Origin of the sequence: Rothia nasimurium, assembly GCF_928381415.1 — a bacterium.
GTDB lineage: Bacteria > Actinomycetota > Actinomycetes > Actinomycetales > Micrococcaceae > Rothia > Rothia nasimurium_H.
The window spans coordinates 191500-207690 of record NZ_CAKMSF010000004.1 but is presented as its reverse complement, the minus strand read 5'-3'; the positions used below and the strand labels follow the sequence as shown (position 1 = coordinate 207690).

Below are 16191 nucleotides of genomic sequence, written 5' to 3'. Positions count from 1 at the left end.
GCTCGGTTAGGGGAGATGCTGTAGTTAGTCCCAGGTGGGGTTAGCCAGGTCCACCCCGGCACGTTGGGCCTCTGCCTCAATAGCGTCGGCCAGCCACCGGGCTAGGCCGGGCTGCTGGGACTCGTAGTAGCTGGTGAACCGCTCATCCGTAACGTAACCGCGTGAGATCAGGTAATGCTTGGCGGGGGTGACGGGGAAGAACTCGCTCAGCAGCTGACGGTGGGCGTGGACGAGCTCGCCCGCCTCGGTACCGTCCGTCGGCAGGCCACGGCGCACGGCATCCGCTAGTTTTCCGTCCAGCTCAGCGGCGCGATTCTTGTAACCGGCCCAGTCGGCCTGGCTCCAGCTTGCGGTGCGCTGCTGGCTGATGGTCCAGTCATCTGTGCCGGTGTAGCGTTCCTCAGCTTCTGCCTGGTAGCTGGCAAAGTTGGCATCGCCGAGAACTTCGCCGATTTCGGTGAGGGTGAGTTTCTTGTTCGTCATTTCGTTCTCCATGAGGGTGTCGATAGCAGTGACCATAGCGGAGAGCTGCTGTTGCTGCTCCATGAGGGCCTGGCGTTGCCTGCGGAGGTGCTCCAGGCTGGTTGAGCTACTGGCCAGGGCTTCTTTAATGTCGGTGAGTTTCATGCCGGTTGCCCGGTAGATAAGGATCCGTTGCAGGGTCGCAGTATCGTCGGGAGTGTACAGCCGATAATTCGACCAGGTACGTTCAGCAGGGGCAATGAGCCCGAGGGATTCCCAGTGGTGCAGGGTGCGCACCGTGACACCGAGAGCCTGCGCTACTTCCCCTACCGTGTAGAGGGTATCTTGATCCTTCATGATTCCATTGTGGGGTCTAACGTAGCGTGAGGGTCAAACAAGATGAGAACTGCGGCTGCATGCTGTCGATTAACTTCGGGTTTTGTGCAATAATTTGAGGAGTCGATATCTTACCGATAGGAGCGGTGTCTTGCCTCTGAATGCGTTTGCCCCTAAGCCAACTGTAATTATTGAGCCTAGTGAAGCCCCTGAATTTTTGGCCAAGTTTGGTATTGATATTGCTGATATTCAGGAAGGCTTAGAAGCTGGGGAGCAGGCGGCAGGTAATACACGGTCATCGGCTCCTGTAACAGCGGCAGGAACCCGCCGGTGGTTTGACACGACAGAGGTAATCCGCGATCACCTCATGGTGAAGAGTGGTTGGAAGCTAGCTAACCCAAAGGGACGCCCGCTTTCAATTCATCCATCAGGAAAGCACATCCTAGGTATTCTCGGCGGTGACGCTAACACCGGTATTCTTGACCCTGATGTGGTTCCGAAAGCTAATCGGAAGAAGGGGCCCGCTACTGGTGAGTCGGTGAAGGCTAACCAACCGGCACTGTTTTATCTCAATATGCCTTCGGATGAAATGGTGCGGGAACTCGTCTCTGGAGTTCCTTCGGAGGGGCATTGGTTCTTGCTCTATTATCGGGACGTAGAGGAAATTCGTTGCGAGATTTCCCTGCCTTACCCTGAATTCGACGGTGGTCAGTTCCATAGGTGGCAGTACCGGGTTATTCTTCCCTCTATAGATAAATCGGCTATTGACCGTAGCAAAATTCCTGATATTGGTGGCGGAGACGTTGAGTTCAAGATTGCATAGCAGTTACCCTGAGCGTGTTGCCCTCGCCCGTAAACGGCGGGGGCATACCCGTGTATCGTTGGCGCAGGAGCTAGGGGTAACAGACCGTACCACTCAGAAATATGAAAAAGAGGGCGCCCCTGATTCTGCGGTCAGTCAGTTGGCTCATGTTCTTGGGTACCCGGTTGAGTATTTTTCACGCCAGCTGCAGGTTGCGGTTGAGGTTGACGGTGTTAATTTTAGGGCTGGCCGTGCGGCTACTCGCAGTGCGCGTGATTCTGCCGTTGCAGCAGGCGTTACCGGTATTGAGGTCATGCAGTGGGTGGAGGATAAGTTCACCCTACCGTCTATTGTCGTGCCCTCATTCGAGGGAATAGCCCCAAGGGTAGCTGCTCAGTTGCTTCGTGAAGAGTGGGGGCTAGGTACTAAGCCCCTACCGAATTTGGTGCAGTTATGCGAGTCGAGGGGTATTAGTGTGATGGTGCTTCCAGACGCTGCCATGCAGGTTGATGCTTTCTCGCTCTGGCATGAGGGTAAGCCCTTTATTTTTATTGCTCGGCAGAAGACTCCCGAGCGTGCTAGGTTCGATATTGCTCATGAGCTGGGCCATCTTGTGCTGCACCGGTTTGCTCCTGTTGATGAATCTTCGGCTGTGCAGGAGCGCGAGGCGGATGAGTTCGCGTCTGCCCTGTTAATGCCTGAGTCGCTGTTGGCTGAGTATCTTCCTCAGAATCCTTCGGTGGACGATCTTGTAGAGGCTAAGTACATTTTTCAGGTATCTGCTTTTGCCTTGGCAACTACTTTGCATAAGGTTGGGCGGATGACTGATTGGATTTACCGCAAGGTGTGTATTGAGCTGACGCGCCGGGGGTATAGGGACGGGGAGCCCGAGGGCATGGGAGCCTTTGAGCAGTCCAGGCTTTTCCCGCAGGTGTTCGCAGCTGATAAGGGCGGTGCTGTGACGGCCGAGCGTATTGCTACTGATCTTGCGGTGCCGGTTGATGATGTGCTGACTTTGACGTTTAGTACTCGGTTGCGCCTTGTGCAGGGGGAGGGCAAGAGCGAAAAGCATGGTGAGAGCGGACGTCCGGCCTTGCGGGTGGTGCGTTAAGTTGCACCCCGATTTGTTGAAAGTTACGGTGTGTGTAATTTCGGCTGTTGTCTTACCGGGGTTGCTGACGGCTTTATTTCTGCCGCAGGTCCGTTTCTGGCAGGGTGGGCACTAGCTCGAAGAAACGCTCGGTCATGGCCAGCAGTTTGCCTGTTTTAACGAAGCCAGCGATTGTACCTTCACTGAACCGCTCACCGCGTCCAGCCATGTAGAAGTAGAGGGCGAGGTCAGCCAGGTCGCATTCCTCAATAGGGGCGGGATCCTGGTGGTTCTTCAGCCAATTGCTGTATGGCTCGGAGCCAACACCCATGACGTCGGACAGGAAGGTCATGGCGTCATAGATTCCGTTCCACAGCCACGGGGGAATATCCGAGTATCCCAGGCGGGCGGGGGAGTCCTCAGCGGGGTTTGTTTCTACACCATCTTTTAGGTTGCGGTGCATGAGGGTAATACCGTCGAAAAGTTGTTCAGCAGTTTTGTTGTCTCTTACTCCCATGTACCTATTAAGCCAGATTAGGTGTGAGAAAGCTAGGTGTGAACAGGTGCGATTCTGATTTCTGCCATGCTACATCACATCTGAGTCGAAATAGTCTTCATCAACCTGGAAAAGTATTAAATGCTGGGCGGGCTGCACACCAACCTTATATTCCAGCATGAGCTTGGTCAGGCGGATACCGTCAATGAGGACGATAGTCTTATAGATTTCTGCTTCCCTTTTAGCTTCCTCGGAGAAACGGGAGGTCGTGATGAATACGCCTCGGTCAGCGCCACGAGAGGAGAGCGACCCGAAGAACTGCTGAATAGCAGGACGGCCAACCGGGTTCCCATCGGCATACCTTTTAGCCTGAATGTAAACCTTGTTTAGGCCCAGAGCGTCTTGGCGTATGACTCCATCTATTCCGCCGTCTCCTGATCTACCAACGTGTTCTCGTTCGCCATGAGGGCCACCGTAACCCATAGCCCAGAGAAGGTCGACCACTGCCTTTTCGAAAAAGGCAGGTGTTGCTTCTTGTAGCTTGCTCCGCAGCTCAGTCTCAATTGAAGCATTGTGTCTACGGGTGAGCTCTATAGATTGCTCGAACGGGTCTGAGTCGGACTCTAGGTCATGCTCAGCGACGACAGGCGAGGAAGCTTCTGAGTTTTTACGCTCTGCAATTTCTTGCTGATATTCCTGCCACTGGGGCCACTCCAACAAATCTTTTTCACTGTAAGATTTCAGGTCCCTAGCGTTGACCTTCAAACCGTTTTCAGTGATTCTATACATGGCTCGTTCTGGTCGTGATACTAGTGAGGCTTTGACTAGGGCTGAACATGCCCAGTTGATTCGATTGCGGAATCTGGGTTGGCCGCTGGGTAGCAACTCTTGTCGAGCTTTCGGGCTAAGCCTGAGAGAGTCGGCTGTATTTTGGCAAAGCTCAGCAAAACTCATGGTTTTCCCGTCGGAGAGTACGCGCAATACGGCTGGACGGAACTCGTCGGTCGTGGGAACTTCATCAACCACCAGAGAACACCTACCTTACTCGGCTAGCACTACAGGGCACGCATGGGTGTACCTTACGAGGATAAGTCTAGTTTTGATTTGCCCCCGCTGGCTGGAGGGGTAGCAAAAAGTATGGACTATTAAGCAGTCAAAGTGAGCTCAATGAGAGTGGCGCTGGACTTGGATAGAGTGTCTCAAAATCTCTTGTTTTCAGAACTATTTCTGAATAGTCTGTTGCTATGTCTGCTCATACCTACGCTCAAACTTTCAACTCCTCTGAGCTGAGCCGCAACCCCAAACCAGTTTTTGAAGCGGTTGAGTTTCAGCCTGTTCTGGTGACTCGACATGATGGTGAAAACCTGGTGCTGATGACTGAGCACGAGGCCGACGAACGTCGCGACATGTTTGCGATTGCAGCTCAGATTATTGCCGCCACAACACTTGAGGGTGGTTCACTGGCTGAGCGTATGACCACTGTTTTCCCCTGGATGTTAGCGCTCAATGCTGAGGACCGTGAGCTTTGTGCCCGTGAACTGATCGACACTGCCCGAGCTGCATTTGCTACCAACCAGCCAAAGACTTTACTGGTTGAGGTAACGAGCTGGTTTGAGTCCGCGACTGCGCTTGCTGCTGGGCTGAATCAGGTAGAGGCAGAGTGGCTTGTTGCTCAATACTGACTTTGTTATTTTTTTCTGGGGTTCTACGAGAATTTTTCTATAGCTAGATTGGCTAGATTATCACTTGATATGTATTCAAAAATATATTTGACTTCAGTGCTAAAAGTTTTGCAATTATTGATTTTTATTAATATATCATCAATGTCCAAATATTCCCGATGAAGGTTTGTTATATTATTGAGTAGAATCTCAATCGACTCTGAATCTGACAGTGGTTGCTTTGAGTGCACTTGGCCTATGCCAACTGTGGATTCGATGCCGGTTAATCGGACAAATAAATTTTCAAAATATCTAATAATCGAAGGCCGATTTAAGTTTTCAAATATAAGGATTGAAACAAGCAGTGAGTATAGATAATTACTTGACTCTAACGAGGCTTGGCGCAGAACTTCATTATATTTCTTGGATATATTTAAAAGTTCGGTATTGATAATTTGATGCTTTCTATCTTCTTTTTCAATCCTCACTTTTTCTTCCCTAGTGATTACTGATTCTGGTTGCTGAAAAAAGTTAAAGTACCAGATCAGAACTAGGGCAACAAACAGCGATCCCCATGCATTGTCTATTAGCGAATCCCAAGAGGGCGAGAGGCGAATAATTAAATCAGTCTTGATAAATAAAATCCAGATAAATATCGATGCCGTAATTGGGATTGAAAGTGCTACTAGGTGGAATAGAAAGTACTTAAACTTTCTAAATTCTATCAGGAAGGGCCTGTAGTTTCTGTGAATCCAGTGCGTGCCACTTGCTAAAATTGCTACTAGCAGGTAGTAGTAATTTGATATATTTAAGTCTTTACCTGCGATTTTGTATAGTGTTCCTATTTGAAATGTGAAAACTATACAATAAATCAAAAATCTTGATAGAAATGTTTTGACTAGAATTTTTGGATTATTCCCGATGAGTGACAGTGGAAGGTATCCTATAAATGTAGGAGGCTGTTGTCTTGATTTTGACTCCAGTAACGCAAACAGCATTTGTATTAGAAAAAATCCAAAAATTACAAATATTGTAAGATATACAGCTGTCATTATTTTTTATTTCAACTAAAATTGGGGATTTATTTTTTGCATTTAATTACAAAGTGAAAAAATTATTAAAATTGATTATTTTTGCATTTTCCGGTTCGATGATGGGTATTTTCGTTAGTTCTTTTGCATTGATGTTGGCTTGGTTGACAGCAGTTTTTGCTAGTTTCCGCCGGAGCTTACGACCGTAATCACTGTTAAGGAAAGCTGCAACAAAATGAGCGTGGTCAGGATTCTTAAACCGAACCCGCACCAAGTAACCAGCATAGGCTAGTTTCTCATCCGTCAGCACAACAGCAGCTTTACCAACTTTTTCCTTTGAATTGGTGCGGTTGAATAAGAGGTCGCCCTTGCGAACTGTATACTTCTCAACCTCTTCAGGAGACAAGTCCATATATTTGAGATCAGAAAGGTCTATCTTTCCATCATCGGTAATATTTCCCATGCGAAGCACAGGATACTCTCCAGTAGCACCTGCCTTAGCTGAGGTGCCATATTGAGTAGACTTCGCTAAATCACCGATTGTAGTCATTTCAAATTTATTTGCCCAAGTTTCTGGATTGCCAAAAATTGAAATAAAAAGTGACCGTTCAAGTTCTGTATAAAGCTCCTGCTGGCGCTCACGTTTTTTAGTGATTGTTGTTTGAAGGTTGAACGACTTTACTTCTTGTTCTTGATGTTCAAGCGGTGGAAGTGGAATTTCGAGTGTGCTTAGGGACTTCAGAGAGATGGCCATTCGCCTCTCGATTGCGCCCTGTCCCAGAAGAGGATAGGTAGCCATTGCGCGTGGTCCTTTGAGATATAGCAACAGATACTCTGGAATCACTTCCTCCGATGCCACCTCAAAAACGGTATACATAGGACTAATGATGCATTTCTCAGGTGCGATACCAATCGAACCCTCATCAAGATGGATTGTTGCATATGCGAACTGTCCCTGTTCAACTACCTTGTAGCTCTTAGTCTCGCGGCTAAAGACCTGTTTTTTAAAGTACTCTAGGCTAGGGACAAAACCTTGGTGTTTTGTTACTGAGTACACTGGCAATTCGCTATTCTCGCCAGCGCGTTTACCGGCAGGTTTAATCAAAGAACCGAGCCTCACCGTCCTTGTCTCGCTCACAGCCCCATCACCTTCTTCAGCTGCTCAATGTGCTCGCCAATTTCGCGCTGGGTCTGCTCCAACTCCGCAATAATCTCCTCAGGGGAGCGATAGGCCACCTCTTCAAAAACCAGCTCCTTATAGCGGTTAATAGAGAGATCATAGCCCTGCTCCACAATCTCACTCTTAGGAACAGTAAAAGACTTCTCCGTGCGGGCCCGCTCACGCTCAGCCCCATCACGCTCAGCCCAGCGCTTCAAAACCTCCGGCAAGTCATTAGCCTCCACCGGGTTCCGCTTATCATCCAGACTGAACCCATCAGCCTCAACATCAAAGAACCACACCTCATCAGTGCCACCCGAATTCGTCTTCGTGAAGAACAAAATCGCGGTTGACACACCTGCATAAGGCTTAAAGACACCCGAAGGCAACTTCACCACAGCATCCAGCTTCTGGTCCTCAACTAGGGCTCGGCGAACGTCCTTATGCGCCTTTGACGACCCAAACAAAACGCCATCCGGCACAATCACCGCAGCCCGCCCACCAGGCTTCAACAACTTCAAAAACAGAGCCAAAAACAACAGCTCAGTCTTCTTCGTCTTAGCGACCTTCAACAAATCCTGACTCGTGGCCTCATAATCCAAGCTCCCCGCAAACGGCGGATTCGCCAGAATCAAGGAATACTTCTCGGCGTCCTCACTCGCACCTTCACTCAAAGAATCACGGTAGCGAATATCAGGGTTATTCACCCCGTGCAACATCATATTCATCGACCCAATACGCAACATGGTCGAATCAAAGTCATACCCGTGGAACATACCCTCATGGAAATGCTCCCGGTGCTTAGCGTTTGTAAATGGGTCACGATTCTCACGTACCCACTCAGCAGCAGCCACCAAAAAACCAGCCGTACCGCAGGCAGGGTCCACAATGACGTCCTCAACATCAGGCGCCATCATCGCCACCATCAACTCAATAATGTGACGCGGAGTACGGAACTGGCCATTCGTACCCGATGTGGCCAACTTCGACAGCATGTACTCATATAAGTCGCCACTCGTATCAAGATCATCAAGAGCTATCGCGTCTAACTGGTCAACCACCTTTGCTAACAAGGCAGGGGAGGGAATGCGGAAAGTAGCGTCCTTCATATGCTGCGAATAAGTGGACGCCTCGCCACCCACCTGGCTCCCCAAGTTCCGTAAAAAGGGGAAAATACCAGAATTCATCAGGTCAAACATGACCTGCGGATCCTGATTCTTAAAATTCTGCCACCGCAACAACTCCTGACCCTCACCAAACACCGGGTTCTCCACCGGGCGGCCAGTCAACCGAGCCTTCTTCTCAGCACGGGTCTGCGCATCATCCAAACGACGAATAAACAGCAGATAAGTCATCTGCTCAATAACCTCAAGCGGGTTAGAAATACCACCCGACCAAAAATCATTCCAAATACGATCAATACGCGATTTAGTCTCGCCCGAGATTGCAATAGCCATAGCTCTAAGTATATGGGGTTATGCCTCAAGGCACCCCTACACAGGGAAGAAAACCTTGCGTAGACTAGGGAACATGACAGCCAGCGCAGATTCACTGAGACTACAGAAACTCATTGCTGATAACAGCGACGCTATCGGCGCAATCTTCACCAAGTATGGAGCTACCAACCCCAGGCTTTTCGGATCAGTCGCACGCGGGGACGCTAATGCACACAGCGACATCGACATCATGGTTGACATTGACGACACCAAAGGCGCAACCATCATGAAACTTGCTGGTATATCAGAATCACTCAGACGACTCTTAGGCGTCAGGGTTGATGTTGTTACACCCACGATTTTGCGAGAGAAAATCTCAGTAGAAGCCAAGAAAGACCTAGTCACCATCTGCTAAAAAATTTCCTTTAAGCCACCTCGGCCGTAGCCCTGATACGGTTGAGAATCGAGACAATCTCAAAGGCGTCATTGTCCCCGAACATCTCAAGCGGGTCACCCAAACTTACATAGGGGTCCTCATAGAGACGCGACGGGTCAACCGTGCCATTCTCACTCAGCTCATCCACAATGCGCTGCACAAACCGAATCTGCGTCGCCGAATACCGCGACTCATCCAAAAAGGCCGCAAAAGCCGCCCGGGCCTCGTCCCGGCTCAAACCCACCAGCGAGCGCACAAACACACCCAGACCCCCGGACTCACGCGCCATCTGCACATTTGCAGGCCCGCCAATACCCGAAGCGTCAATCAAATCAGCCAGAGCCGCAAAATCCTCGTCTGTCAGCTGCTTGCCGCGAAGAACCTTCTGCACAGCCACCGCATCCAGGTGTTCGCGCAGGTACTCCTGCATTTTCTGCTCAAACCGCTCCTGGTTCATACCCACCTGAGTGCGCACCACCTCGATCTCAACCGGGTCGATGAGCTCGTCCTGAAAATTGGTGTAGACAATCTTCTTCTGGCCCCTATCGAGCAGGTGGGTGACACCGCGCAGCTTCTTGCGCATGAACTCCAGCAGGGCAGGGGAGACATCCACCCACCAGTCATCTGCAGCCAACTGCTCCAGGTGGGGCAGGACGGCCGCGATGGCAGGAACCGCTGCCTTGGTCAGCAGATCCTCGGCCAGGGTCTGGGTCACCTCTTTGGTGCGGGCCAGTGCGGCAGAATCATCGGTGAGGGCAGACAGCTGGGCCCCGAGCATGAGCAGGTCAAACTGCTTGGCTTCCAAGGTTCCTTCGACCGGCACCGTTGAGGCAACAGCCCCCAAACTCAGCGCAAACTCGGCCTCTGCCTCAGAAAGCTGCGCCCAGGCGTCCGCGGATGCAAAGCGCTCCACCGCTGCCCGGTGGGGGCGCACCAGCACATTGCCCAGATCCAACCTGCCCACAAAGGCAGCCAGATCAGAGCGCACAGCCACCGCGTAATCGTCCCCAGCAGCTACAGAGCCAGAACCCACCAGGGCCCGGGCCAGCCTCACCCGGGTTTCAAACACCCGCTGAGAGACAGGCTTAGCCAGCTGACCCTCAGAGCCGGGCAGATCCTGGCTGAAATACTCCAGGTTCTGGCAGAAATCGAAGACCAAAAAGTCCGTCTTATCGGCCCCGGGGCCAAAAATATCGGGGGCCAGGCGGGTACCGCGCCCCAGCATCTGCCAGAACTTGGTCTTGGCCCGTACCAGCTTGAAAAAGACCAGGTTCAGAATCTCAGGCACATCAATGCCGGTATCGAGCATATCCACACTGATGGCAATGCGGGGCAGAGACTCCGGCTCAGAGAACTTCTCAATCGCTGACTCCGCCGCATACGTGCGGTTAGTAATCACCTGGGCATAGGAGCCGCCGTAGCCGGGGAAGAGCGCGTTAAACCGCTCATAGATAAAATCAGCGTGGGCTTGGTTCTTAGCAAAAATAATGGTCTTACCTAGCAACTCACCGTCAGCAACCCGGTAGCCGTGCTCCATGAGCGTGGTCAGCACCTTATCGACCGTATCGGCGTTGAAAAGAAAGCGGTTCAAGGCTTCGCTGGTAATTTCTTCGGGCACAGTATCACCCCAGTCGGCAGACTCCCACTGCTCCTGCTCTGCCTCACTCAGCTGGTCGTAACGGATACCCTCACGCAAGAAACGGGTTCCCACGCTAAAGCCCCGCGCCGGCACTAGATAACCGTCGCTGACCGCCTGATCGAGGGTGTAGGCATCGGTCGGGACCCCGGCCTCCAAGTCAAAGAGAGCATAGGTATTGAAATCAACCTCGTCCTTAGGGGTAGCGGTGAGCCCCACCAGCAGGGCGTCAAAGTAGTCAAAAATTGCCTTGTATTTGGCATAGATCGACCGGTGAGCCTCATCGACCACAATCAGGTCAAAATAGCCGGGACCGAATTCACGCAGGGTAGCTTCACCCTCAGCCCGGGTGCGGTTAATGATGTTTAGCATAGTGGGGTAGGTGCTGGCATAAACCCGGCCATTGGCCTGCTTATCTTCAACCAGATTCACCGTAGCCAGGTTGGGAAGGTGAGCCTTGAAGGCCTTGACCGCCTGGTTGACCAGGGCAGTGCGGTCAGCAAGGAACAACACGCGCTTGACCCACCCGGCGCGTGAAAGCAGGTCCACCAGAGCGATGGTTGTACGGGTCTTACCCGAACCGGTCGCCATCACCAGCAGGGCCTTACGACGCCGGGCATCAAAAGCCTCAGCCACCGAAGCAACAGCCCGCAACTGATAGTCGCGCCCAGCAATCTCAGTATTCACCTGCTGACCGCTCAACTGATGGCGGCTGGTCCTGCGCTCAATCAAGAGGGCCAGCTCATCTTCGGTGAGGAAACCCTGCACCTCACGCGGAGGGTAACCTGCAGCGTCATCCCACAGGTAGTGGGTATAGCCGTTTGTATAGAAAATAACCGGGCGGACGCCGGTCGCCGCCTGGAGGGCGTCCGCATAGGCCTTTGCCTGGTCACGGCCAACATCCACCGACTCCCGGGCCCGCTTGGCCTCAACCAAGCCGAGGGGGCGGCCGTCCCTACCCCACAATACGTAATCAACCCGGCCCGAGCCACTGGGGGTGGGCAGGCCCGTCACCGGGTACTCACGGTCCCGCGTATTGGCAAGGGGCCAGCCAGCCTCACCCAGGAGCAGGTCGATGAAGTAGTCGCGGGTTTCAGCCTCGTTATAGTCGTGGGTATCGGGCAGGGGCCTAGCCGCCTGGGCTTCAGCTAACTGGGCACGAAGACGCTCTAGCTCAGCGTCCATAGCGTCAACCCGCGCCTGGTGCTCAGCAGCAAGTCTCTCCAGCTCAGCCGTGCGCTCGGCCTCAGCCTCAGCCATGCGCTGCTGGGTCAGAGCTCGCTGCTCTGCCTGGCGGCACAGCGTGGGAATCAGCTGGCGGTCAAAAGCCCTGCCCATAGGAGCTAGGGCTGGGGTTGCCGAATGGTTGTACACACCCCAGACCATCAGGTGATACAGATCGGTCACCGCCCGCTCGGCGTCCCGTTCAGAAAGGACCCTCCGGGAGTTATGGGCCGCATCGTTTCCCAGGTGGCGGATAGTCTTGAACTTCAGGCGCTTGTCATTATCGAGAAATACAGAGAAAGCCTCATTGCTGGTCAAGGTCGCCAGCGTGGCCTGCTCTGGGCGATAAATACCCCGCACCCGGTAGATATGCTCAACCAAACCCTCGATAGCCCGCCGGGCGTAGAAGCAGGCGGTGGGCGCGTCCGTCACCAGATAGCCCTCGGCCTTGGCGCAATCCTGGTAGAGCTCCGGCAGGGCCTGGTAAACAAAAGCAAAGTTAGACATAGCGCCTCATGACTGTGCGAGAAGGTGTAGGTGCAATCACACATATTTTAGCCTGGTCAGCACTTGGAAGGGGACCTCAAAACCTAAAAGGGACCGCACATTATGCGGTCCCTTTTTGGAAATCAGGTCCCCTTGGAGGGGGCGGGCGGCAGCGAGAGGGATCCTGATCCGCCCTCCCTACTCGTCCGCCCCCGCGAACTGCGAGTTGTAGAGCTCTGCGTAGAAGCCGCCGCGCTCCAGCAGCTCAGCGTGGGAGCCGGATTCGACGATGTCGCCGTCGCGCATAGCGAAGATGACGTCGGCGTCCCGGATGGTCGAGAGGCGGTGGGCAATCACGAAGGAGGTCTTGCCCACGGCCAGCTGGCCCAGGGCCCGGGCAATCAGCAGCTCAGTGCGGGTATCGACCGACGAGGTAGCCTCATCCAGAATCAGTAGGGGTTTCTGAGCCACCATGGCGCGGGCAATCGTGACCAGCTGCTTCTGCCCGGCAGAAAGCTGGGTCTGGTCGGTCAGTACCGTGTCGTACCCGTCGTGCAGCTGCGATACCAGCTCGTCCAGGCCAACCGAGGCCATGACCTCATCCAGGCGCTCCTGGCTGACCTCACCAGCCCCGTACACCACATTCTCCCGCAGCGTGCCCTCAAAGAGCCAGGTATCTTGCAACACCATAGCAAAGAGGGAATCAACCTGCTCACGGGTCAGGTCGGTGGTGGGTACCCCGTCAATGCGAATCTGCCCCGAATCGAGCTCGTAGAAGCGCATGAGCAGGTTGACCAGAGTAGTCTTACCGGCCCCGGTCGGGCCCACAATCGCCACCTTCTGGCCGGGGGCCACAGAGGCGGTAAAGCCGTGGATAATCTCCTTGCCCGGCTCGTAGCTGAATCGCACGTCCTCAAAGTCCACAGCGCCGCGCACGGGGTTCGGCAGGGGGGTGCTCTTGGCGGACTCGTCCTCCAGCTCCTCGGCCTCCAAGAACTCAAAGACGCGAGCGCCCGCAGCCGCCGCCGATTGCAGGGAGGTAGCCGACTGGGCGAGCTGGCCTAGGGGGTTGGTGAAGAGGCGGACATAGACGATGAAGGCGACGATGACGCCGAAGGTAATGGTGTTGTTCAGAACCAGGGCGGCACCAACCACGCAGACCACCACGTAGCCCAGGTTGCCGATGAAACCCATGAGGGGGAACATGAGGCCCGAGAAGAACATGGACTTCCAGGCCACCCGATAGAGGTCGGTGTTGCGGTCGGCAAATTCGGCGCGGGCGGCGGTTTCACCGTTGTAGGCGCGAATCATGGAGTGGCCGCTGAGGGTTTCTTCGATGTGGCCGTTGAGCTTACCGAGGAGCTGCTGCTGGGCCACGAAGTACTTCTGGCTGCGGGCCAGCACGAAGCCGGAGGTCACAATGCCGAGTAGGGAGGCGGCGATAGCGGCGAGGGCCATGCGCCAGTCGGTTACAAACATCATGACGGCTGAGCCCACCAGGGTGACCACACCGGTGATGGTGGTAGCCAGGGAGTTGTTGAGGGTCTGCTGCAGGGTATCGACGTCATTGGTCACGCGCGAGAGGGTATCGCCGGTAGAACCCTTGTCCATGTAAGCCAGGGGGAGCCGGTCGATTTTGCGGTCTAGGTCGTGGCGCATGGAGCGCGATACCCAGACGGTTGAGCGGGCCATGATCTGCCCCTCCACCAGGCTCAAGAGCAGGGAGGCTACCAACATGCCGATAGAGATCCACATCAGTCGGTAGATTTCGCCCATATTCAGTTGGCCGGTGAAGCCCTTCTGAATCTCGTCGGTAATCGCCGAAAGGAACTGCGGGGCAACAATGGTAAGAACCACCCCGATGACGGCAGCGACAATAGCGACCACCATGCCCGGCAGCACCGGGCGCAGGTAGGCAAGGAGCTTGCCCATAGTCTGCTTAAAAGGGGCGGACGCCTGCCCCGGCATGGGTGCGCGCGGCGGGCCGCCGGGCCCGCCGTGACCTCCGGGGCGTCCTGCTTTCTCGCTTTTGAGCTGGCTATCGCGCAGCTGCTCAGCGGACTCTAGGCCCCGGCGGGCTGATTCTAGCTCTTCGGGGGTAAAGACTGGTGACTGGCTCATGAGCGAAGTTCCTCCTCAGAGAGCTGGGACAGGGCAATATCCTGGTAGACCTCGTTGGTAGCCAGCAGTTCCTCGTGGGTGCCAGAGCCAACCAGACGGCCCTTATCGAGCACCAGAATCTTGTCGGCCTCCCGTACCGTACCGATACGCTGGGCCACCACCACAATGGTTGCCCCCTTAGCGGAGTTCTTGAGCTGGCTGCGGATATCCCGCTCGGTCTTATAGTCCAGGGCTGAGAAGGAGTCATCGAAAATCATGATTTCCCCGCCGCGGGCAAAGGCCCGGGCCATCGACAGGCGCTGCCGCTGGCCGCCCGAGAAGTTCTTGCCGTTCTGGGCAACAGCCGAGGCGTAGCCGTCCTCTTTCTTCCCCACGAACTCAGCTGCCGCAGCAGCGTGAGCCGCTGCCACCACGTCCTCGGGGGTTACCGGGTGCAGGCCCTCACCCAGGGCTAGGTTCGAGGCCACCGAGCCAGAGAACAGCACACTCTTTTGGGGCACATAGGCCAGGCGGTCGCGCAGGTCCTTCTGGTTCCAGTCACGAACATCAACGCCGTCCACCAGTACCGCCCCCTCGCGCACATCGGCAAAACGCGGAATCAGGTTCACCAGGGTCGACTTACCCGAGCCGGTCGAGCCGATAATCGCCACGGTCTCACCCGGGGCTGCCGTAAAGGAAATCGAATGCAGGGCGTCCCCGTCAGCCTCGGGGTAGCGGAAGGACACGTCCCTAAACTCCAGGGAACCTGCCGGGGCAACCCCAGCGCTCGCACCGCCGTCCACAATCGCAGGCTCGGTGGAGAGCACCTCGCGGATGCGACGCCAGGCGACCAGGGCTCGCGGGCCCATGACAAAGATGACGGTCATCATCATGAAGCTGGTGACCACCTGCAGGGCGTAGGTGGAGAAGACCACCATCTGCCCAAAGAGGGTGACGCGCTCGGTTAGGTCGGCGGTGCCGTCAATCAGCACAGCACCCAGCACATAGATGGAGAGGGACAGGCCCGTCATGATGGCGGTCAGCAGGGGCATGATGAAGGCCATGGTGGAGTTGACGAAGAGGGTGGTGTTGCGCAGGTCGGTGTTGACCTCTTCAAAGCGCTCTTCGTGGAAGTCCCCGGTGGTGTAGGCCCGAATGACGCGCAAACCGGTCAGGTGCTCGCGGGTCACCCGGTTGAGACGGTCGGTGATTTTCTGCATGCGCATCATGCGGGGGATGGCCAGGCCCATGGCGACGCCCAACACCAGCAGGGTGGCAAGGACGGCGATCCCGGTAGGGATGGTCCATGTCAGCGACTGGGTAGCGATTTTGGAGCTAGCCCAGAGCGCCATGATGGGGGCCTTAATGCTCATCTGTAGGCCCATCACCACAAACATCTGCACCTGGGTGACATCGTTGGTGGAGCGGGTGATCAGGCTGTCGGTGCCAATGTGGTTCACCTCGGCACTGGAGAGGTCAAAGGTTTTGTTGTAGACCCCGGCCCGCATGCGCCGGGCGAGGGTGGTACCGAAAATTGCGGTGCAGAAGCCGGTGATAATGGCACAGACCATCGAGGCCAGGGCTGCTGCCAGCATGAGAGTGCCGTCTGAGGTGACGTCCCTCAGTTCGGACCCGGGGGTTGAGATGGTGAGGGTGATGTTCTCCATGTACTCGGGAACCTTGAGGTCAAGGTAGACCTGAGCCACGATGGACAGCACCGCCACCAGGGCGAGTAACCATTCTCGCCGGTGAATGAATTGGGTGATTTTCATGGAATCCTAGGGCATTTTCGTCAAAGAAAAAAGGTGCATCTCTGCACCTTCGTCCTTTCTATTA

13 protein-coding genes are annotated in these 16191 nt (G+C 54.5%); 4 read left to right on the top strand and 9 right to left on the bottom strand.

The window, feature by feature from the left end:
• Positions 1-24: 24 nt before the first annotated feature.
• Entirely contained in the window at positions 25-819 is a 795-nt protein-coding gene (locus L7A20_RS06270; RefSeq protein WP_237222792.1) for a MerR family transcriptional regulator, read from the bottom strand.
• 130 nt (positions 820-949) lie between these two features.
• On the opposite strand from L7A20_RS06270, the gene L7A20_RS06265 reads away from it, so the two are divergent.
• Positions 950-1621 (top strand): hypothetical protein, encoded by a 672-nt coding sequence (locus L7A20_RS06265; protein ID WP_237222791.1) that lies wholly within the window; start codon positions 950-952, stop codon positions 1619-1621.
• Positions 1563-2711 carry an XRE family transcriptional regulator gene (locus L7A20_RS06260; protein WP_237222790.1) on the top strand — a complete coding sequence of 383 codons (1149 nt, stop codon included), beginning with the start codon at positions 1563-1565 and terminating at the stop codon, positions 2709-2711. The genes L7A20_RS06265 and L7A20_RS06260 overlap by 59 nt, the downstream gene beginning before the upstream one ends.
• Positions 2712-2784: 73 nt before the next feature.
• Here L7A20_RS06260 and L7A20_RS06255 read toward each other — a convergent pair whose 3' ends face one another.
• Positions 2785-3207, bottom strand: coding sequence for a DUF6508 domain-containing protein (locus tag L7A20_RS06255; protein ID WP_237222789.1), 423 nt, complete (start codon positions 3205-3207; stop codon positions 2785-2787).
• 69 nt (positions 3208-3276) lie between these two features.
• Positions 3277-4212, bottom strand: coding sequence for a restriction endonuclease (locus L7A20_RS06250; RefSeq protein ID WP_237222788.1), 936 nt, complete (start codon positions 4210-4212; stop codon positions 3277-3279).
• Positions 4213-4430: 218 nt separating this feature from the next.
• Between L7A20_RS06250 and L7A20_RS06245 the strand changes: the two genes are divergently transcribed.
• Positions 4431-4868, top strand: coding sequence for a prevent-host-death protein (locus L7A20_RS06245; protein ID WP_237222787.1), 438 nt, complete (start codon positions 4431-4433; stop codon positions 4866-4868).
• Between the two features lie 23 nt (positions 4869-4891).
• Here the strand turns inward: L7A20_RS06245 and L7A20_RS06240 are convergent, their stop codons facing one another.
• From L7A20_RS06240 to L7A20_RS06230, 3 genes are read right to left on the bottom strand one after another with little or no spacing between them, the layout of a single operon-like run.
• Complete coding sequence (locus tag L7A20_RS06240) at positions 4892-5899, bottom strand: hypothetical protein (RefSeq protein ID WP_237222786.1); 1008 nt, start codon at positions 5897-5899, stop codon at positions 4892-4894.
• A 46-nt stretch (positions 5900-5945) separates the two neighbouring features.
• Complete coding sequence (locus L7A20_RS06235; RefSeq protein WP_237222785.1) at positions 5946-7016, bottom strand: restriction endonuclease subunit S; 1071 nt, start codon at positions 7014-7016, stop codon at positions 5946-5948.
• The gene (locus tag L7A20_RS06230; RefSeq protein WP_237222784.1) at positions 7013-8494 is read right to left on the bottom strand and encodes a type I restriction-modification system subunit M; all 1482 of its coding nucleotides are present in this window, start codon (positions 8492-8494) and stop codon (positions 7013-7015) included. Before L7A20_RS06230 ends, L7A20_RS06235 begins: the two co-directional genes overlap by 4 nt.
• A 73-nt stretch (positions 8495-8567) precedes the next feature.
• Here L7A20_RS06230 and L7A20_RS06225 point away from each other — a divergent pair, with 73 nt between their 5' ends.
• Positions 8568-8888 carry a nucleotidyltransferase family protein gene (locus L7A20_RS06225; protein WP_237222783.1) on the top strand — a complete coding sequence of 107 codons (321 nt, stop codon included), beginning with the start codon at positions 8568-8570 and terminating at the stop codon, positions 8886-8888.
• Positions 8889-8898: 10 nt separating this feature from the next.
• Here L7A20_RS06225 and L7A20_RS06220 read toward each other — a convergent pair whose 3' ends face one another.
• From L7A20_RS06220 to L7A20_RS06210, 3 genes are all read right to left on the bottom strand, one after another.
• Complete coding sequence (locus tag L7A20_RS06220) at positions 8899-12276, bottom strand: DEAD/DEAH box helicase family protein (RefSeq protein WP_237222782.1); 3378 nt, start codon at positions 12274-12276, stop codon at positions 8899-8901.
• Between the two features lie 177 nt (positions 12277-12453).
• Positions 12454-14376 (bottom strand): ABC transporter ATP-binding protein, encoded by a 1923-nt coding sequence (locus L7A20_RS06215; RefSeq protein WP_237222781.1) that lies wholly within the window; start codon positions 14374-14376, stop codon positions 12454-12456.
• Positions 14373-16127, bottom strand: a complete 1755-nt coding sequence (locus L7A20_RS06210; RefSeq protein WP_237222780.1) for an ABC transporter ATP-binding protein — start codon at positions 16125-16127, stop codon at positions 14373-14375. Before L7A20_RS06210 ends, L7A20_RS06215 begins: the two co-directional genes overlap by 4 nt.
• Between the last annotated feature and the right edge of the window lie 64 nt (positions 16128-16191).